This window comes from Paraburkholderia sp. BL9I2N2, assembly GCF_004339745.1.
Lineage (GTDB): Bacteria > Pseudomonadota > Gammaproteobacteria > Burkholderiales > Burkholderiaceae > Paraburkholderia.
This window is the reverse complement of record NZ_SMGP01000001.1, coordinates 1,336,242-1,354,869: the sequence shown is the minus strand read 5'-3', so window position 1 is coordinate 1,354,869 and position 18,628 is coordinate 1,336,242. Positions and strand designations below refer to the sequence as shown.

Here is an 18,628-nt window from a genome sequence, read left to right as displayed (position 1 = left end):
CAGGCTGGCTGTTACCCCGGGTAACAGCAGCACGTTGCAATGCGCGTCGCACAGACGATAAAGTCCGTCATGCATGACAGCCCACCCGATGCGCTGATCGATGCGCAATCCCGGCACGCAGTGCATCCCGGATCGCCGCCAGATGCCGGCACGCGGTTTCGCGCGTTGACACAGGCAGACCGGCCGGGTCCTGCGGGCTGTGCGACGCCACGATCGCGCCCTCGCCTGGCCCTGCCTGCCTGCGCGCCGCCCGTTCGAGATGCGCTCTTGTGGGGATGAACTCCCCGGCGAGATAGCGGCGCACGAGACCTGCGATGTAGGCGACGGGCAGTTGCACCGGCTGATGCCGGTGACCTGCCGCCATCTCGTCGAGCAGCATCTGCCGATCCGCAACAGGAATCCGCGCGAGGTGCGAAGCGACCAATGACCGCTCGCTCACACTGACCATCGCTGGCCAGGACAGCGGACCATCGTCGGTGCCGCCGGTTGTTCGCGGCGAAATCGAACCGCCCACGACAACCTGCGTCGGGCCATGGCCCCGCGAATAGCTGTCGCTCGGGGTTGTCGTAGTCTGGTATGTAATCCTTCCATATACGCGCGCGTCTGGAACGCACGTTTCCCGCCATCGGTAACGGATCAAACCCGCCCACCGCATCACAGTTGCGGCAGCATTCGCGTCCAGTCCTGCCTCCAGTGGGCGACTTCCGGTTGGCGAGTTCGGGCACGCACGTGCGCCCGCGCAAACGGGCGGCCGGTGGACCGGTTCGCTTACTGGCGTTGTGAATGACGCGCTGAACGGCGTACTGAACGACGCACCCTCGTCCTGGCTGTTACCCGGGGTAACAGCCAGCGGTCTGGATGCCGCAGCGCCCTCTTCTTCATGCAGACTCTGCGCGAGCAGGCGTTTGCGCGTCGCCAATCGCTCGCGCATATCGCCGCGCGACGCCAGGCGCTCAAGCTGGCGTTTCAGTTCGCCCGCATTGACCTGGGTGAACACACGTCGACCGGTGCACTGGCGCATGAACTCGCGAATCAGCCCCTGGCGCAGGAGCCGCGCTCTCGCATTGTCGAGCTGACGCCGGTTAAGTCCCAGCGTGCGTTGCCATTCTCCGGCCGTGTGCGTGAACCAGGTACATTGCCGGTCGGCCTCACGGCGCTGCAACTGCACCATGCGCGAGAGCAGTAGCGCGGCATTCACGTTGCCGATGAGATCAACAAAAATACGTCGGTACGCGACAGTCGGTCCCAGCAACGCGTCACCTGCGAACGGGTCCGCCCGCATCGCTTCGATCGATGCCGGGAGCTGCACGGCCATTGCACAGGTCGCGCGAACGGCGGTCGAGATGGCGTCGACCTCCAGCCGGTAATGCATGCGCGCGGGCTGGCCACCCCGCCATTCGCTCACCAGATTCAGCTCCCGCAGGCGCCGCCGCGCATTCTCCTGCTCCTCGCGCGAGAGGCCCGTCTCAAGCAGCCAGTGTTCGCGGGTCTTGTGGACCCAGCCGCCGTTGGTCTCAACGTCGCGCCCGCGTCGCGTCCAGTACACGAGTTGCGAGAGCAGCAGCGCCTGCTTCGGATGCCCGGTGATGCGGGCCATGCGCGTGCCGAAAGCGATGGGCCGATGCGGCCTGAGCAGGATCCACATCGTTTCGAACTCGGTGATATAGGGATGGCAGCCGGGCATCATGATTCGATCTCCTCCGGCTGCTCCGGGTGCTTTGGCTGCTTCGACTGTTGTCCATGATCCGGACGGTCGGGACGTACGGGCGGCCAGACGATATGGGCGGTGCGCTCCTGGGCCTTGCGCTGAAGCAGCGCAAGCACGGCCGGCCAGAGGATGCGGAACTCATCGGCTGACAGCGCCTTTCGCCGGCGGTGCGCGATGAGGCCCTTCGATCGGAGCAGTCGCCGCGCGGCGCGCTGCTGCGGCTCAGTGAGTGCCAGTCGTCGCGCAAACTCATCAGGCGTGATCTGCAGCCAGGCATGCTGCCGTCCGTTTTCGCTTTCAACCGTCGACAGTTCCGTCAGCATGGCGGCCGCGGCGAGGTCGCCGCAGATCTCGACGAAACAGCGGTCGATCGTGATCGGCACGTCGAGCATCGAGAGAACCATTTCAGTCTCGGCAGGCGGCAGCCCGGGTGAATCGTCCCAGGTCTTGCCGGGCAGCAGGTTGCCCTGCGGATCAAGTCGCATGTCGTACATGGTCAGACTCCTGGTGGGAAGAAGACGGGTGACGGTCGCCGGCATCCGCGTCGAGTGCCGCGAAAAGCGTCGCGAGCGACCATCGCCCGTCACATTGCTCATGCAGCGCCAGATAGCGTTCGCGCAGGTCGCCGATGTCTTTGAGACGGGCCCATGCATCGAACAGCTGATCCATCCCGGAGCGCGACAGCGCGCGGGGTTTCGTCGGCGCGAGAACATTGAGTTCGGCTCGCAGCTGCGTGATCGTTGCGCGCGTGGCCGTGCGGAAAAACCTGCGGATCATCGGAATGCTGGCCTGCCGCTCCACAAAGGCGCGCAACAGATCCTGATCGCGCCACTGCCGCTCGATCAGCTCGCAGCGACGCTGCAGCGCGTCCGCATCCACAAAGACACGCAATGCACCAGCGCCCAGCAGATCGCGCGCGAGTGCGGATGAACGGGCATCGCCGAGCACACGCCGGATTCCGTCCGGCAACCGGTCTGTCAGCGATGTCCGCTGGCGCGACGCTGTTTCACATGAAACTTCGGCATCCTGAATGCCCGTAGCGATGTACCGATCTGTCACGCAGGCGCACGCAATCAGCTCAAGCAGCGCGATGCGTTCGAGCGCTTCGCTCTCCAGTCGCAGGAAGGCGGTGTCCATCACGGCCCTCCCCGCTGAAGACGCTGGTCCGCACCGGGCTCGGGCCAGCGCGCGGGCGTAAAGCGTTCGGGATACGCGGCACGGAATGCGCGCGCCGCGCCAATGACCTCGCCCCACCACTGACCGATCGGGTGATCGGGATTGAGCATCACGTCGAACATCACGTCCATGCGATCAGCGAGCAACGGCTCGCCGACGCTCGCGTCACAGGTGCGGTTCCACGTCTCGTCATCGCGGGCCATGTGTGCGAAGCGGCTGTCAGGCGGCACGCGTGTGACGCCGGTGGCGCTGTTTTGCCGTGAAAGGCTCACGAGCCACCACCAGCCGAGATACTGGTTGAGCATCTCCTCGTTACGCTGCGCGTCGGCATCGGGCGAGGAACCGGATGAGAAACCGGGCGATGAACCGGATGAGAGGCCCGGCGACGAATCAGCCGACAAATCGGGCGACGAATCGGGCGAAAAGCGCGGTCTGCCCGGCGGCGGTGGCTCGACCATGAATCCGTACGGCAGCCCTTGCGCATCGCGCACGCAGCCATCGAGACCACAGGTCCGCGCGAAAGCCAGCACCGCCTCCCGGAAAAGCTCACCCTGGTTTGAGGGCGATGCAGCGTACGGCCCGCTGTCCTGATGACCTTCGTCGGTCACCCGTGTGAACGTACCGTCCAGCGCCGGTTGCGGGCCATCGGGCGGTACGTCTGACCCATCAGGTTGTTTCCCTACGGCGGTCGGGGGCGACACGGCCCGATCCGCACCCGGCGTGGCGCGCGATTGTTGGTCGGCGCCTGATACCAGCACGGCCGACAAAGCCGACGAAGCCGACGAGGCCGACGAGGCCGAGGGACCTGGCGTTGCCCCTGCACGATCCGCGTCGAGAACCGGCGTGACCGATAAAGGTTCAGGTCGTTCGCCTGGCATGCCACCGAGTTCACGTAGCGCATCACCCGTGGCATCCGGCACGCGCTCGAACAGATGACACATCCGGTCCAGGGCATCGCGCGGCACGCCCAGTTCGCCTGCGAGGCGCTGTCTCAATCCGTCGACCAGCTGCGCAGCGTCAGATGGCGTGGACCGCGCCAGCGTACCGGCCGCATCCGGGTTGTCCGGATTGCACCGGGCGGCGATGCCGGTCAGGTGCGGGTCGATCACCCGCGTCTGCAGCCAGTGATCGTCGAAGCCGAGGCGGCGTACGAGACGCAGCAGCATGCCGATGCCGGGCTGGATCACATCGACGAGTGCGCGCCGGCTCAGGTACACCGTGGCCGGCCCCAGGGCCGACAGACGGTCGATCGCGAACTGGAAGAGCGCGAGCAGCACATGACTCACCGGCGCCCCCTCCTGTTCGAGCAGCCGCGAGAACTCACGTAACGACAGCGTCTCGCCCCGCCCGGCTTCCAGATCCGCCCTGAGCGCAAGATAGCCGTTCGCCCTGTCCCAGAAACAGAGGTCAGCGCGCTGGTCGTTCTCACGCAGGTGGGCCGCCAGCAGCTTCGGCTCGCCCGGGTACGGCACGCAGACGAAGTCGTAGTAAAGGAAGCGCTGGTCGCGCGTTTCGTCGTAAAGGGCCGTCGCTGCGGTCACGCGCGAATTGCCGCCCTTCGCCACCACGTAACGCGTCTCGCCAGGACGGCGGGTCACCGTCACGATCTGTTCGATACCGTTCGCGCGGATCGACTCCTTGAGCTCAACGATGCGCTCATGCGATGCCCGCCGTGGATTGCGCTCGTAGACCATCACATCGAGGATCCTGAGCCGGATCACCGAGGTGAGCTGCGGTTCGGGCGTCCGGGCGGCCGGGGGCGGCACGTCCAGGCGCTGCGCGGCGAGCGCCTCGTGCGTCTCGTGCGCCTCGCGCACCCCTCTGAGCGGGTTTGCTGACACGCTCATGCGAGCGCCCCCTGCCCGATGTCGCGAGCCCGGATGTTGATCGTACCGACGTCGACCATCGCACGTCGCGGTGACCCGGCATACACATTCGCCAGCGACGGGAACAGTTCCCATGCGAGACGGTGCATGACATTCCAGGCCGAATTGTCGAACCGGCGGCGACGATCGAAGTCGTGCACGGGAATGCGCGCCGTCGCCGCGGCCGCATAGGCGGCCGCTGACGGGATCACAGTGTCGAGGACCCGGACTTTTGGATGCCCGGCAAACCGCTGCCGCAGCACGGCGGCAAGTGCCCGCGCATTGGTGGTGCGCTCGTGCGCATTGATCAGCGCAAGCAGGTCGCCGGAACGGAAGGATTCGCCGAAGTCGGCCAGCCGGTTCAGCTCATCGAGCATGGCGATCGTACCGTTGGCGAACTCCCCGGCGCTGAGCGCATCCGGCTTCACGGGCGACACCATGAGGTCGGCCGCCATCGCCGCGGACTTCTGCAGTTCGCCTACCGCACCCTGTGTATCGATCAGCACCACGTCATACGGCTCGATCAGCGGGCTGCGCATCGCCCGGCGCAGGATCATCAGGCGATCCTCGCGCCGGCTCAGCCACGCCTGCAGCGCTGCATCGGGCGTATCGGAGTAGACGAGATCAAGATTCGAGAAAATCGTGCGACTGATGCAGTCGATCGACGGATTGCCGCCTGAGGTCACGACAGCGCTCAGAGCCTGCGGTGAACGGTACTGGACGGGAAAGAACCTGCTTAGACCCGGCTGGACATCGGCATCGATCGCGAGCACCTTCAGGCCGAAGGCTACGAGCAGGCCGCCCAGATTGGCGGCGACGGTCGTCTTACCGACGCCGCCTTTGGTGGAGACGAAGGAGATAACTACCGGCACGGTGGGATGTCCAGGACAGCATCATCGCTTGAGTGGAAATTCAGGTTAATGAAACAGAATTTGCGTCGCTAGGTCGGGTCGTAAGCCGGCCCATGTGGATCAGGATCGGGCGCCTCAGTGGCGTCGCCCACGGTCCCGTTCGCGCCAGAGTGCGTGAGTTGCGAGGCAATCCACTTTTCATACTCGTCAGCGGGAAAAAGACGACGGCGCCCCACGCGGATTGACGGTGGCATCGGCAGCCCGAGCGTGAGCCGGTTGCGTGCAGTCGCTGGCGCGATATGCAGCTCGCGCGCAATCTCTTCCAGCGTGTAAAACCGGCTACCGATCATTTTCCCTTCATGACGCGTCGACGCATCATGTCTCCAGAAAACGCCCGTTTAATCCAGGTACGTCCAGACTTGTCCATTACTCAATTGTTCCTATAATCAAGGCACAAGATCACTCTAGGAATGTGAGACAGACATGTCAAGCACCACGGATCACGGCGACTACCATCAGCGTGTCGCGCAGGTGCGCGAACACCTCGGCCTGTCGCAGGACAAGATGGCCCGGCAGCTCGGCCTTTCCCTGCGTGCCTATGCGAATTACGAGCGCGGCGAGCGTGCGGTACCGGTCGAACTGCTGCGCGCGCTCTATGAGCAGTTTTCAGTCGATCCCGTCTGGCTGATGACGGGTGACGGCAACATGATTCTCGACCGCGATGTGCACTACCGGCTCGACCAGAAGACGCTCGACAGCGTGCTGGTCGCCGTCGCACGCATCGAGCAGCGTCTTGATGTGCCGCTCGACGCGAAGAAAAAGGCGCGACTGATTGGCCTGCTCTACGAGCAGTGCCAGTTGCTGGGCGAGAGTGCCGAGCAGATCCTGAAGGACTCGCGCATCAGTCGTCTCGCACGCTGATTGCGGTCAGTGATTGCGCTCAGGTCAACGACGAGAACAATTCTGCAATGATGCCCGTCGACCATCGTTCCAACATTAATCTTCAGACGTAGCGTTTTGTGACGCATGCGTGAAAGCGCCTGTGATATCGCCATCGGTCGTGGAGAAAGGAATGGGACGCCGGGAAGAAATCAGCAAGGAACTGGACGAACTGGCCATCGAGATCGAGAAGGACGCGCTGCTTGCCCGTGGCAGGCAGGCCGCGAAAATCGCATTGGCACCCGAAACGCATATCCGTCTTGAATTCGTCATTGGACAGCACGCGCCCACCAGCGTGCAGATCTGTATCTCGACGGAGCCGGCCGACGATGGCGCACCAGCATAGCGCCGCGCGTTCTGTTCGTGGCGCCGGCCGGCCCGCTGATTCCTGAAAAATTCCCCGAGCCGTTGATCGATTCTCCGCGCGGAATATCGCGCATCGTCACGTGACGGAGCCTCCTTTCGCGGAGTCGATGAGGGGACCCAGTTGACGCCATGACCGTGGTTTAGAGCAAGAACGCCTGTGACCATCTTCATCGCGAAGCACCGCGTCACCCCGGGATCCATACAGGATATCGACGATAGAGCGCCCAGACTGACGCTGTAACCCACACGATCACCTGTCTCTTCAGTCCTTCTTCAAGGCGTGCTCCGTGATGTTGCGTGAGGTTGCGTGATAGAGCGGAACGTTTCGCAGTCCTGCCTGGCATTTGTCGCGTGCCTCCAATTCCCGCGGCGCCGCGCACGTCATCCGCCCGATCATACCCGCGCCCTTCATTTCATTGCCGCCGGAAACGGTCGGCAAGAATCGAAAAACATCGCGCACGCCGTTGCCGAAAATGCAACCGCATGAATATTTTCGCAACGCGGGATCAAGCGCGCGCTGGTTTCGTAATATCAAAGCCCGTTGTCGTCACCCATGTGCATGCGATGCGATTTCGCATCCGCTGCGGGCGACGTGCCTGTCTTCGTTGTGAGGTAATCCATGCGAGGTAATTCATGAATAGTCGCGCCGTAATTCACGACCAGGATCTGATCCGCTCCGCGTTTCCCGAATGGGATACCCTTCACCGGACCATGACATCGCCCGACGTGCTCAATGTCGTCATCGATATCGTGTTCGACTGGCTGAGCATCACCGTTGCCATCCTGATCCTGCTGCGTGTCGGATGGTGGACGGCACCGGCGGCTGTTGCATGGATCGGTAACCGGCAGCGTGCGCTCGGCAACCTGCTGCACGACGCCGCACACCGCAATTTTGCCCGTTCCAGTCGGCTCAACGACGCGCTCGCGCGACTTTTCATCGCGCCGGCGCTCTTCAACGGTCTAGCCCTCTATCGGGAACTCCACGCCCGCCATCACGCGTGGCTCGGCGACCCCACGCACGACCCTGACTACATCGCCGTTCAGCCCGGGCCTGGGGACGGCTGGTGGCAACCGTTTCTCAAGGTGCTGCTTGCGCCAGCGGCCCGGTCAGCTTCAATATTCGGCCACCTGCATCTACGGCGGCTCGGCTGGATGCAGCGGTTGGGCATCATCGGATGGTGGGTCGCCGTACTGGGTGCCGTGACACTTGTGCGGGGTGTTCATGCGGCGGCGCTTTTTTTCGGCATCTGGATGCTGGCGAGAGCCACCTTCTTTCACGCGATCACCACGTTTCGTGAGCTGTGCGATCACTTCGGTCTGGCGCGAGGCGGGATTTTCAGTTACACGCGTGACGTCTCGTCCCGCAGCGTCATGCGCTGGATCATTCACCCGCACAACAACGGCTACCACCTCATGCATCACCTGATGCCGTCGATTCCCTATCACCGCCTGCCTCGCGCACAGCGCAGGCTGCTGGCTTTGCCCGCCTTCGCCAGCGAGGCGAGAGTCTGCCATGCGTACTTTCGCGGCCCTGAGGCCGTCGTGCGCGAATGGGAAGTCCAGGGAGGTGAAAATGCTGCAGCGTAATCTCGGTGCGATCCACGTGGCCGCGCTGCTCGTCTCGGCCAGCTACGGTGTCGCCTTCCTGCTCGGTTCCGGCGAAATGGCACTGCATGCCGGCATGGCGGGCAGTCTGTATGCGATCGTCACCGCACTGGGCATGCTCGGGCTTGCGCTGGCCGCGCCGACACTCTGGCGGGGCCGCGAACTCATCTGGGACGTGTTTGGCGAGCGGTACGGTCCGGTGGTGCGCAGGCTCGTCGCGCTGCTCTCGCTCGTGTGGATGTCCGGCGTACTGGCCGCCCAGATCCATGGCGGTATCGCCGTGCTCGTCGCGACGGGCCTGCCGGCAACCCATGCACTGGTGCTGATCGCCGCGGCGCTGCTGGTCATGTCCTGCATTGAGCTCGGCATCGCTGCGGTGCTCTTTGCGTGCTGCCTGCTGGCGACGAACATCGCGCTTGTGCATGCGCTCGCCGCATCGGGCGGCCTGCCCGTGTACCTGCATGCGTGGCCGTCCTTCATTGCGGAGATATGCACTGCGCCACGAGCCGGGACCCTGGTCACCATTGCAGCGGTCGGCTTTCTGGTCATCACGGGATCCGACTATCAACAGTTCGCCATCGCGGCGCGCCGACCGCGAGATGCGTGGCTGGGCTGCGTGCTCGCGAGCCTCTTCCTGATGGTGACGGGGTTTCTTCCGGCCGCGACGGTCGTCGCTGCGCTTCGCGCCGGCAAGCTGTACGGCCTGAGCGAGACCGCGAGTGCGATCCCATGGATCATGCTGCAGACCAGTGGGGCGATGGGGATGATTTGCATCGGCGTTATCCTCCTGGCCGCGCTCGGATCGGGAACGGCCATCACGCGAGCGATGTCGTCGGCCCTTGAGGGCCTATATTCGCGTGATGGCCGCCACGGCCACGCGAGTGATGGTCACCACGGCCACGCGTCGCGCGTGCTGATCGTTGCCATCGGATGCGCAATCGCGACGGACGGTCAGGCGATCGTATCAACCATCGTTTCGTTGAACGTCGTGTATGTTGCGGCCGTCGGGTTGCTGTTTCTCCTTCACGAGACCGGACGACGCGTTGCGCCGCGCTGCGCATCATGGATGTTGCTCTCTGGCGCCGCGACCTCCCTGCTCGTTTCGTCGATGAACTGGACTGATATCGGAAATCTGCCCGCCTGGCTCCCGCTGCCGGCCGGGTTGCTGGCGTCCGCCTGCGTGCTGGCCGCATGGCGATTCACCCGCCTGCCGGGGCGCGCGCGATCCTGAAGTCCGGCCGTCGAAGCCGGGCAGAATGGAGCGGTGGGCAGGCAATCTTACCCCTGGTCGTTCGGGCGTTCAGACGAGCAATTCTGATTTCGGCTTCGGAAGTTTCAGTCTCCCTGGCTGGATTCGCCCGACCAGCGCTGGATGGCCCTGTAGTCGGTAGGGGTCTTGCCGAGATGCCTGCGAAACAGCTTGGCGAGTCGCCCGCCGCTGCCCACGCCGCAACGTCGCGCGATCTTGTCGACTGGCAGACGGGTCTCGACGAGCAAACGGCAACACCTGTCGAGGCGCAGATGCAGGAGGTAGTCGCACGGTGTGACGCCCATTTCCGCCTTGAAACGTCGCAGGAAGTTCCTGCCGCTCATTGCTGCCGCCTCGGCAGCCCGCCCGATCGCAAGTGGCTGGTTGCCATTTGCCTCCAGCCATCGCGCAGCGGCCCTGATCTTCTCGCTGACATCGCGCGTCGCCGTTCGACAGATCATGTCGGTAAGTTGCGTCAGCGCCGGTGACATGATGTCGGGCGGAATCGGGCGCACAATCTCACCGCCAAGGTCTTCCTGGATGATGCTCAACGCCGCGCGAATCGCCGGAGACACCTCGTGCGTCCTCGGCGCCCGGAGGGCCGTTCTCCCCCCAACTGAAGCCTGTTCGTCGATGCACCAACCGGCTTGCGCGCATCTGAACCCGGCTCCTTCCAGTAGCTGGTGCCCTTCGGCAATGGCATAAACGAGCCCGGCACGCTCACCTGTTCGGCGCAGCCACTCCATGCTCTGCCTGTCACACGCGATGTGTTGAACGCCTGCCCCGCCTGCGACGAAAAGCACCTGGAAATGCCTGACATGGCGCGGCGTGTCGACGCTTTCGGTCCACACGTTGACCGAAGACGAGCTTGCGACGCAACCGCCGGCACTCGAAAGCAGATACACCTGGTACGGCACTGCACGCCCCCGGTCACCTGAAACGAGTGCATTGGCACACTGGAACAGTTCGATCACAGAAGCGGTCTCGCAGAGCGCAAATCCGTCGAATAATGCAATACCAATATGCTTCACTGACTTGATCGTAACGTTCTCTGGCATGTATGCGTGAATATCGTCGCTGGAAAAGGGTGGCCGCCCGTTGGCAGGCAACGTCTCCCGCCTCCATGGACCGTTATGGTCCCGGATCCGTCGCCGGCGTAACATTCACCGCTTGCGTCACTGCGGAACCCCCGGGTGGACGGAATCGAGGTAAATGAAACGGGACCGGCTATGAGAAAGGACAGCGGGAGATCGGACCGCATGACATGTCCCCAGAAAAACACGGGCGACAATGAGCGGCGTGACAAGCGCGGCCGAAAGACGCGCCACGCAGCGTCGAGGCGGCCATCTGCGATGATCCTTCAACTGCCGCCGTCTCCCTCCGGAGCCGGCTGAACCAGGCTTCCGCGTGCCGCTTCCATCACCAGTGCACTGATCTTCGCGAGCGACTCGGGCTCCTGCTCCCAGTGATGCCAGTACAGATCGATCATCACGTCGTGATCGGGGGCGAGCGCAACCAGTCTGCCGTCAATGATTCGCGGCTCGGCCTGCATCGCAGGTACGAGACCATACCCGACGCCGTCAACAATTGCATTGAACAACGCCGACGGTGAAGGCAAATAGTGCTTGATGTACCTGCCGACTGTCGCGCCGAAGTACGACCTGAGAAATATGTCGTGCAACCTGTCCTTGCGGTCAAACAGGATGGCTGGTGCCTTGAGCGCGCCGGGCAGGATCAGGCCGCCAGCGAAATGTTCGCGGGCGAACCCGGGCGAAGCGACACACTGATAGCGCATCTGTCCGACCGGCTCGGCCGCGAAACGCTCACCCACAGGCTCCGCCTGCGTCGAAAGAAAGCCTTTGACGTCGCCGCGGGCAAGCGCATCGAGCGTGTGATCCTGGTCATCGACCAGAATCTCAAGCTCGACATGGTACTGCACCAGTTCGCGCGTCACCGGCTCGAACCAGGTTGCAAGGGAATCGGCGTTGATTGCCAGTGCCAGCGCAGTGGTCGCGGCTCTTCCGGGCTCGATTTCCCGTAGCAGGTCGTCCTTCCGAAGCCGGATGGACATGAAATGACGATAGACTTTTTCTCCTGCCTGCGTCGGCATCACGGTCGGTTCGCGGATCAGGAGGAGTGCCCCCGTTGACCTTTCAAGCCGCTTGACCCGGCGTGTCGCTGCAGCAGAAGAGATGTTTAGTGCCGCGGCCGCCTGCGAGAAACTGCGATACTCAACGACCGCGGCAAACGTTTCTAGTTCGGTCATGTTCAACATCGTGTCCCCTTCCTGAACCACGCATAGGTATCAACAAAAAACTCTGTCTGGAATGCGGCGGCGCCGTCGCCCATAGCCGCTCGAGGCGGCGGCGTCGATGGTTTCCTTCGTTCAGGTGCCGAAGCGCCGCCATCGGTACTCCAGCAGACGCGCACCTTCGCTGAAGTTGTTGCCCGATTCCAGTGGTTGGTCCATGTGCGTAACGGGCTGGGCATTCATTGCATCTTCCAGATCGTTGCCGGCCTTGCGCATGACCATCCATGCCCAGCGAGGATGCGATGCCGGCGCCGTTTCAGTGGTTCCTTCCGAAGCATGCCATTGCAGCTTCAGCCGGCGCCAGGCCGGCGTGGAAGTAGCCCTGCAGACGTTTGATGATCATCGCGTCAGGGTGATACGGCGGCCGCACGAAATTTGCTGCTACGGCTTCGTCGTACCAGGCGCACGTCCATATCTCGAGCTCCCGGGCGTATTCGAGCGTGAGCGGCTTCGACTTTTCGAACATTTTTGTACTCCATTCATTCCCGGACCCAGTCTGGATTGCGCCGCCGATACCTCAATCGCGGTGCACTCGAAGGAAACTAAACACCGGACGTTCAGGCTCAGGCGGGAATACGCGTCAACCGCGGTCATTGCTGCGGAAGAAAATTGCAAGCGGACTCGCAGTTGGTCCGCATGCCAGCGACGAGCTGTGCGATGACCGGCACGCCACTTTCAGGTTTGTGGTGAAGGATGTCGCTCAAGATTTCTCCTTTCTCCCGCAGGACCTTCCATCTCGCACATCAGTCCGTTCCGGCTCAGACGCCGATTGCGCCAAACCGGCGACGAAGATCGGCTCAAAGAGATATCCCTGAACCCAATGCGCGCCACAGGCCTGGGATATGTGCAGGTCTTCCTCGTCCTCGACACGTTCGACCACCACATGCGAAGCGCATCTTCGCGCCAGACGGATCAGCGCACCCAAATGTACTCTTACGCATCCGTTCGAGCGGGCCCGATGCAGATATCCACCATCGACTTTTGCAATGTCCACACTCAGTTCCATAAGACTCCGCACGGAACTGTAGCCTGCACCGATGTCATCGAGAGCGACGCGACATCCGAGCTGTTGCAGCGCCCGGACGAAGTCCGCGACTGCGTCGATGTCGGTCAGCGGCGCGCTTTCCGTCAACTCGATGACGAGCCGTGCCGCGACCTGAGGCTCCCCGGCAAGGGTTTCGATGACCATCGACCGCCAGCCGCCGAGCGCTGCACTCTGAATCGACACGTTACAGCCCAGCGACATGTCCGGATGCGCACGCAGCGTATCGATCACGGTCGTCACGACCCATCTGTCGAGGCGGCTCACCAGTCCGAGCCGTTCGAGAGCGGGAATCCACTTGCCTACACTGACCGGTACGCCATCTCCGGTCCTGCACAACAACGCCTCCCAATAGCTGACGCACTCCGTACCGGTCGCGCTGCAGACCTTCTCATAGCGGAAGCACAACTCGTCGCGTTCCATCGCGCCTAGCAGTTCCCCGGCAATTTCCATGTCCCGCGCGTATCGGGTCCGCCACTTTCTGGTGCCCATGCGCATCTCCGCGGATGCTTCTTTTTCGGAGTCGAACGGTGTGCCGTCGCAGGTCGGGATCGATGCACCGATGTCTGCGCGGATCGGGCCCATCGACGTGAACACCGGCGCGTCGCCCAGCGCCGCGACGACCGCATCGACGATGCTATGGTCGCTGCAAACTGCGCGAGCGTTCGCCAGGTCTTCAGGAACAGCATGGTCAATCAGAACGACAATCTGCTCTCCGCTGCGTGTCATGATGCCCGACTCCCGCGTCCAGAAATCGCGGGCGCGCCCGTATACAACATGCCCGACGGTCAGCGCGGTTGCGGTGCCGTAAGCACTTTCAATGTGCGCGAGGTTACGGATTGACGCCACGATGCACAGTGAGTTCCGGCGTGCGGTGCTCTCGGACACGGGACCTTCGTTCGCTGCCTCGCATGTGCCCTGCACATTTTCCTCCTCCGCTATCGAAAGCGATCTGACCTCCGTTGGCCGGCGGACGAGCCGAAGGCGATTGCTCATCGCGGCACCGTAGGCCGCGATGCGCGACGGAAGGCAAGCTCGTGCACGTAGGCTGCTCTACCGTTCAGTGCTCGTCGAAACACTCCGAGACGTGTACGGACAGAAGGTTCTTTAGCACTGCGCCGCAGCACAAAGGCGCACATGCGGTTTATGAAGCGCGCTTCGGCTTGATCGGCGGCAAAGATAGTTGAATTAGTCACCACAAGACATCATCGGGTATCGGTTTAACCATTGCATCCTTCCAAGGAGGCAACGATAAGGGAAGCAGAGGCATAGTCCGGGTAACAGCTCCGTCGGCCTGTTGATTTGCGCTCTTTCGTGCTCAACACAATTCTGCAACCTGCATGGCGGGTCTTTCTGGCTGTGGCGGTAAGATGCACCATGACCCGTCACGGTGGCGAAAAAAGAACATTGCCCTCGAGCCCGCTCCATTGTCTGCGACGACGCAAACGTAGCGTCCCCTGCTGGATCGTCCATAGTGGCTGACCCGAAATCCTCTTTTCGGGTTGGGCGCCAACCAGTCCTGCACCATATTTCTCAACGAGGTTCCCACGATCGTCATAACTTTCTCATCCTTTGTGAAGGTCACAGTACGGGATCCTGAAGATCGAAGGTAGTGACTGGCTCGCTGCAACACGTGATTGACAGACCCCGAGGACCTACGTTTACTTCGGACCTGCCTTTTCGCGCTTCGGCGGCAAATCGGTACACACGCCTTCGTACAGTTCGGCGGCCATGCCGATCGATTCGCCGAGCGTCGGGTGCGGGTGAATCGTCTTGCCGATGTCCGTCGCATCCGCGCCCATTTCGATTGCGAGGCACACTTCGCTGATCAGGTCGCCTGCATTCAGACCGACAATCCCGCCGCCGATCACGCGATGCGTTTCCTCGTCGAACAGCAGCTTCGTGAAGCCCTCGTCGCGGCCGTTGGCGATCGCGCGGCCTGAAGCAGCCCACGGGAATACTGCCTTGCCGTACTTGATGCCTTCAGCCTTCAACTGGTCTTCGGTCTTGCCGGCCCACGCCACTTCAGGATCGGTGTAGGCCACCGACGGAATCTGCAGCGCGTCGAAGTACGCCTTCTCGCCGTGAGCCACTTCGGCGGCGACGTGGGCTTCGTGCACGGCTTTATGCGCGAGCATCGGCTGGCCGACGATATCGCCGATCGCGAAGATGTGCGGCACGTTGGTGCGCATCTGCTTGTCGGCTTCGATAAAGCCGCGATCCGTCACCGCCACGCCCGCCTTGTCCGCGCCGATCTTTTTGCCGTTCGGCGTGCGGCCGACGGCCACCAGCACGAGGTCGTACCGCTGCGCTTCGGCCGGCGCCTTGTCGCCTTCGAACGACACGTAGATGCCGTCCTCTTTCGCTTCAGACGCAGTGGTTTTGGTCTTCAGCATGACGTTTGCGAAACGCTTGCTGTTGTACTTCTCCCAGACCTTGACGAGATCGCGGTCGGCGCCGGCCATCAGACCGTCGAGCATTTCGACGACGTCGATTTTCGCGCCGAGCGTGGCATACACCGTCGCCATTTCAAGACCAATGATGCCGCCGCCGATCACCAGCATGCGCTGCGGAATCTGGCGCAGTTCGAGCGCGCCGGTCGAATCCACTACGCGCGGATCTTCCGGAATAAACGGCAGCTTCACCGCCTCCGAACCTGCGGCGATAATCGCCTGCTTGAACCTGACGACCTTCTTGCCGCCCTCGGTCTGCACTTCCATGTGATTCGGATCGACGAAAGAGCCGGTGCCCGTCACCACTTCGACCTTGCGCATCTTGGCCATGCCGGCGAGGCCGCCCGTCAGCTTTTTGACGACGCCCGACTTGAACTCGCGCAACTTGTCGAGATCGATTTGCGGCTTTGCGAACGTGATGCCATGCGCGCCGAGCGCTTCGGCTTCGTCGATCACGAGCGCCGTGTGCAGCAGCGCTTTGGACGGAATACAGCCGACGTTCAGACACACGCCGCCCAGCGTTGCATAACGCTCGACGAGCACCGTCTTCATGCCGAGGTCCGCGGAACGGAACGCAGCCGAATAGCCGCCAGGGCCCGAGCCGAGCACGAGCATGTCGCATTCGATATCGGCCTTGCCGGCGAAGCTGCCCGCTTGCGGAGCCACGCTTGCGGTGATGCTCGACGGTGCTCCCGCAACGGACGCCTCGTACGCCCTAATGTTTGTTGCTTCTAGCAGAACAATCAGCGTACCTTCCGAAACTTTATCGCCAACCTTCACTTTCACTTCTTTAACCGTACCGGCTTCCGCGCTCGGCACATCCATCGTCGCCTTGTCCGACTCCAGTGTGACGAGCGATTGCTCCTTCCGGACCGTGTCACCCGTTTTGACCAGTACCTCGATGACCGGAATATCGCCGAAATCGCCGATGTCGGGTACTTTGACTTCAATGAGAGTCATGAACAATCCACCTCTCGCTCAAAGAATCACGCGACGGAAATCGCTAAGCAGCGCCGCCAGAAACGCATTGAAACGCCCAGCCTCCGCCCCGTCGATGACTCGGTGATCCCAGGATAACGACAGCGGCAGCGTGAGACGCGGCACGAACTGCTTGCCGTCCCACACCGGCTTCATCGCACCACGCGACAGCCCAAGAATCGCGACTTCGGGCGCATTGATGATCGGCGTGAAATTCGTGCCGCCAATACCGCCGAGCGACGAAATCGAGAAGCAGCCGCCTTGCATCTGGTCCGGCTTCAGCTTGCCTTCGCGCGCGGCCTTCGACAGATCCGTCATTTCCTTCGCGATTTCGACGAGACCCTTCTTGTCCGCGTCGCGAATTACCGGAACCACCAGACCGTTCGGCGTATCGGCGGCAAAGCCCACGTGGTAGTACTGCTTGAACACGAGGTTGTCGCCGTCGAGGCTCGCGTTGAACGTCGGGAATTTCTTCAGCGCCGACACGACGGCCTTGATCACGAATGCCAGCATCGTGATCTTCACGCCGGCCTTTTCGTTTTCCTTGTTCAGTTGCACGCGCAGCGCTTCGAGTTCGGTGATATCCGCTTCGTCGTTGTTCGTGACGTGCGGAATCATGACCCAGTTGCGATGCAGGTTCGCACCGGAAATCTTCTTGATGCGCGACAGCGGCTTCGGATCGACCGGACCGAACTTCGTGAAGTCGACCTTCGGCCACGGCAGCAGATTCAACCCGCCGCCAGCCGCCGCAGGCGCGGCTGCACCGGCCGGCGCTGCGCGCTGACCCGTCATGACGCCCTTGATAAAGGCAGTGACGTCGGCTTGCGTAATGCGGTCCTTCGGTCCCGTGCCTTGCACCTGCGTCACGTCGACACCCAGTTCGCGCGCGAACTTGCGTACCGACGGCGAAGCGTGACTCGTGCGACGCGTGCCGCCTTCGCCTGCCGGGATCAGCGGCGCCTGCGCGAGCGCCGACGGCGAAGCCGCAGCGGGCGACGGCGCAATCGGCGCATCCGACGGCTTTTCGGCCTGCTGTTTCGGTGCAGCTGCGGGCGCCGGGGCGGGAGCTGCGGCAGCACCTTCGGCTTCCACCACGACGATCACCGAGCCTTCGGATACGGTATCGCCGATCTTGACCTTCACTTCCTTGACGACGCCGGCGGCCGAACTCGGCACGTCCATCGTCGCCTTGTCCGATTCCAAGGTCACGAGCCACTGCTCTTTTTCGACGGTATCACCCGCCTTCACCAGCACCTCGATCACAGGAATGCCCTTGTAATCCCCGATGTCCGGCACCTTGACTTCCTGCAGGCCGCCGCCGCTTGCGGCCGGGGCAGCCACGGGCGCGCCAGCCGGTGTGCGCGCCGGGGCCCGGGCCGGGGCCGCCGCCGGTGCAGCAGACGCCGGAGCCGGCGCAGCCGCGCCGCCTTCAGCGCCGTCCAGCACGACGATCAGCGAGCCTTCCGATACGTTGTCGCCGACCTTGACCCTCACTTCCTTGACCACACCGGCGGCCGAGCTCGGCACGTCCATGGTCGCCTTGTCGGATTCCAGCGTAACGAGCGATTGCTCTCTCTCGACGGTATCACCGGCCTTCACCAGCACCTCGATCACAGGAATGCCCTTGTAATCCCCGATGTCCGGCACCTTAATCTCTGTAACATGCACCTCAACATTCTCCCAATGGCGGTTCAAAGCCGGCCCAACGATCGATTTGCACTACGTCTCGTGAATGCATCAGTGTCCGAACAAACAGCAAGGCACCACCGCTTCGCGCAGCCCTGGCCAGACTGACCTATCGGTCGAGGTCGCCTGAATTCATCAGCATCTCGGTCAAACCCGCGCCTGATCGAACCATAGGCCAAACGTTCTCCGATGCGTCGATTGCAAAATCCATGAACACTGTCCGGTGTTTCATGGCAAGTGCTTCCCGCAACACGGGCTCGACATCGCACGGGCGCTCGATGCGGAAACCGACGTGGCCATATGCGCGGGCAAGCGCGACAAAGTCAGGCAACGCTGAGCTTGCCCGTAAAAAATGGATCCCTTGCTGAGTGTGTAAAACTCACGCGAGGAGGAAGGAAA

At 62.6% G+C, this 18,628-nt stretch carries 17 protein-coding genes and 1 pseudogene; 4 read left to right on the top strand and 14 right to left on the bottom strand.

Annotated features, from left to right (window positions below):
* Positions 1-67 precede the first annotated feature (67 nt).
* The 6 genes from B0G74_RS06350 to B0G74_RS06325 all read right to left on the bottom strand — a co-directional run bounded on the left by B0G74_RS06350 (position 68) and on the right by B0G74_RS06325 (position 5,950).
* Positions 68-1,687: a hypothetical protein gene (locus B0G74_RS06350; RefSeq protein WP_116140922.1), complete on the bottom strand. Its 1,620-nt coding sequence runs from the start codon at positions 1,685-1,687 to the stop codon at positions 68-70.
* On the bottom strand, positions 1,684-2,202 hold the full coding sequence (locus B0G74_RS06345) for a hypothetical protein (protein WP_116140920.1): 519 nt from the start codon (positions 2,200-2,202) through the stop codon (positions 1,684-1,686). Before B0G74_RS06345 ends, B0G74_RS06350 begins: the two co-directional genes overlap by 4 nt.
* Entirely contained in the window at positions 2,183-2,845 is a 663-nt protein-coding gene (locus tag B0G74_RS06340; protein WP_116140918.1) for a hypothetical protein, read from the bottom strand. The genes B0G74_RS06345 and B0G74_RS06340 overlap by 20 nt, the downstream gene beginning before the upstream one ends.
* A complete protein-coding gene (locus B0G74_RS06335) occupies positions 2,845-4,701 on the bottom strand; it encodes a chromosome partitioning protein ParB (RefSeq protein WP_243658120.1) in 1,857 nt (618 codons plus the stop codon). The genes B0G74_RS06340 and B0G74_RS06335 overlap by 1 nt, the downstream gene beginning before the upstream one ends.
* Positions 4,702-4,727: 26 nt before the next feature.
* Positions 4,728-5,621 carry a ParA family protein gene (locus B0G74_RS06330; RefSeq protein ID WP_116140914.1) on the bottom strand — a complete coding sequence of 298 codons (894 nt, stop codon included), beginning with the start codon at positions 5,619-5,621 and terminating at the stop codon, positions 4,728-4,730.
* Positions 5,622-5,689: 68 nt separating this feature from the next.
* Positions 5,690-5,950 carry a helix-turn-helix domain-containing protein gene (locus B0G74_RS06325; protein ID WP_116140912.1) on the bottom strand — a complete coding sequence of 87 codons (261 nt, stop codon included), beginning with the start codon at positions 5,948-5,950 and terminating at the stop codon, positions 5,690-5,692.
* 133 nt (positions 5,951-6,083) lie between these two features.
* On the opposite strand from B0G74_RS06325, the gene B0G74_RS06320 reads away from it, so the two are divergent.
* The 4 genes from B0G74_RS06320 to B0G74_RS06305 all read left to right on the top strand — a co-directional run bounded on the left by B0G74_RS06320 (position 6,084) and on the right by B0G74_RS06305 (position 9,741).
* Positions 6,084-6,521: a helix-turn-helix transcriptional regulator gene (locus tag B0G74_RS06320; protein WP_116140910.1), complete on the top strand. Its 438-nt coding sequence runs from the start codon at positions 6,084-6,086 to the stop codon at positions 6,519-6,521.
* 151 nt (positions 6,522-6,672) lie between these two features.
* Positions 6,673-6,885 carry a hypothetical protein gene (locus tag B0G74_RS06315; protein ID WP_116140908.1) on the top strand — a complete coding sequence of 71 codons (213 nt, stop codon included), beginning with the start codon at positions 6,673-6,675 and terminating at the stop codon, positions 6,883-6,885.
* Positions 6,886-7,538: 653 nt separating this feature from the next.
* Complete coding sequence (locus B0G74_RS06310) at positions 7,539-8,492, top strand: fatty acid desaturase (RefSeq protein ID WP_132374036.1); 954 nt, start codon at positions 7,539-7,541, stop codon at positions 8,490-8,492.
* On the top strand, positions 8,479-9,741 hold the full coding sequence (locus B0G74_RS06305; RefSeq protein WP_132374035.1) for a sodium:solute symporter: 1,263 nt from the start codon (positions 8,479-8,481) through the stop codon (positions 9,739-9,741). The genes B0G74_RS06310 and B0G74_RS06305 overlap by 14 nt, the downstream gene beginning before the upstream one ends.
* Before the next feature lie 104 nt (positions 9,742-9,845).
* On the opposite strand, the gene B0G74_RS06300 is transcribed toward B0G74_RS06305, so the two are convergent.
* From B0G74_RS06300 to B0G74_RS06265, 8 genes and pseudogenes are all read right to left on the bottom strand, one after another.
* The gene (locus B0G74_RS06300) at positions 9,846-10,817 is read right to left on the bottom strand and encodes a helix-turn-helix domain-containing protein (RefSeq protein ID WP_132374034.1); all 972 of its coding nucleotides are present in this window, start codon (positions 10,815-10,817) and stop codon (positions 9,846-9,848) included.
* Positions 10,818-11,119: 302 nt separating this feature from the next.
* Complete coding sequence (locus tag B0G74_RS06295) at positions 11,120-12,034, bottom strand: HTH-type transcriptional regulator ArgP (protein WP_165923820.1); 915 nt, start codon at positions 12,032-12,034, stop codon at positions 11,120-11,122.
* Positions 12,035-12,145: 111 nt separating this feature from the next.
* A complete protein-coding gene (locus tag B0G74_RS45670) occupies positions 12,146-12,286 on the bottom strand; it encodes a hypothetical protein (RefSeq protein ID WP_164862217.1) in 141 nt (46 codons plus the stop codon).
* Between the two features lie 40 nt (positions 12,287-12,326).
* Positions 12,327-12,536: a hypothetical protein gene (locus B0G74_RS06290; RefSeq protein ID WP_116140898.1), complete on the bottom strand. Its 210-nt coding sequence runs from the start codon at positions 12,534-12,536 to the stop codon at positions 12,327-12,329.
* A gap of 234 nt (positions 12,537-12,770) precedes the next feature.
* A complete protein-coding gene (locus B0G74_RS06285) occupies positions 12,771-14,000 on the bottom strand; it encodes an EAL domain-containing protein (protein WP_165923819.1) in 1,230 nt (409 codons plus the stop codon).
* Between the two features lie 773 nt (positions 14,001-14,773).
* Positions 14,774-16,525, bottom strand: coding sequence for a dihydrolipoyl dehydrogenase (lpdA, locus tag B0G74_RS06275; RefSeq protein ID WP_132374031.1), 1,752 nt, complete (start codon positions 16,523-16,525; stop codon positions 14,774-14,776).
* An 18-nt stretch (positions 16,526-16,543) separates the two neighbouring features.
* Positions 16,544-18,211: a dihydrolipoyllysine-residue acetyltransferase gene (gene aceF / locus B0G74_RS06270; RefSeq protein ID WP_132374030.1), complete on the bottom strand. Its 1,668-nt coding sequence runs from the start codon at positions 18,209-18,211 to the stop codon at positions 16,544-16,546.
* 127 nt (positions 18,212-18,338) lie between these two features.
* A pseudogene (locus B0G74_RS06265) lies at positions 18,339-18,563 on the bottom strand (thiamine pyrophosphate-dependent enzyme); the annotation flags it as partial.
* Positions 18,564-18,628: the final 65 nt, after the last annotated feature.

Excerpts from the sequence above, each read along its gene's own strand:
- B0G74_RS06350 (WP_116140922.1), bottom strand. The coding sequence starts at position 1,687 with ATGATGCCCGGCTGCCATCCCTATATCACCGAGTTCGAAACGATGTGG.
- B0G74_RS06345 (WP_116140920.1), bottom strand. The coding sequence starts at position 2,202 with ATGTACGACATGCGACTTGATCCGCAGGGCAACCTGCTGCCCGGCAAG.
- B0G74_RS06340 (WP_116140918.1), bottom strand. The coding sequence starts at position 2,845 with ATGGACACCGCCTTCCTGCGACTGGAGAGCGAAGCGCTCGAACGCATC.
- B0G74_RS06325 (WP_116140912.1), bottom strand. The coding sequence starts at position 5,950 with ATGATCGGTAGCCGGTTTTACACGCTGGAAGAGATTGCGCGCGAGCTG.
- B0G74_RS06320 (WP_116140910.1), top strand. The coding sequence starts at position 6,084 with ATGTCAAGCACCACGGATCACGGCGACTACCATCAGCGTGTCGCGCAG.
- B0G74_RS06315 (WP_116140908.1), top strand. The coding sequence starts at position 6,673 with ATGGGACGCCGGGAAGAAATCAGCAAGGAACTGGACGAACTGGCCATC.
- B0G74_RS06310 (WP_132374036.1), top strand. The coding sequence starts at position 7,539 with ATGAATAGTCGCGCCGTAATTCACGACCAGGATCTGATCCGCTCCGCG.
- B0G74_RS06305 (WP_132374035.1), top strand. The coding sequence starts at position 8,479 with ATGCTGCAGCGTAATCTCGGTGCGATCCACGTGGCCGCGCTGCTCGTC.
- B0G74_RS06300 (WP_132374034.1), bottom strand. The coding sequence starts at position 10,817 with ATGCCAGAGAACGTTACGATCAAGTCAGTGAAGCATATTGGTATTGCA.
- B0G74_RS06295 (WP_165923820.1), bottom strand. The coding sequence starts at position 12,034 with ATGTTGAACATGACCGAACTAGAAACGTTTGCCGCGGTCGTTGAGTAT.
- B0G74_RS45670 (WP_164862217.1), bottom strand. The coding sequence starts at position 12,286 with ATGCGCAAGGCCGGCAACGATCTGGAAGATGCAATGAATGCCCAGCCC.
- B0G74_RS06290 (WP_116140898.1), bottom strand. The coding sequence starts at position 12,536 with ATGTTCGAAAAGTCGAAGCCGCTCACGCTCGAATACGCCCGGGAGCTC.
- lpdA (WP_132374031.1), bottom strand. The coding sequence starts at position 16,525 with ATGACTCTCATTGAAGTCAAAGTACCCGACATCGGCGATTTCGGCGAT.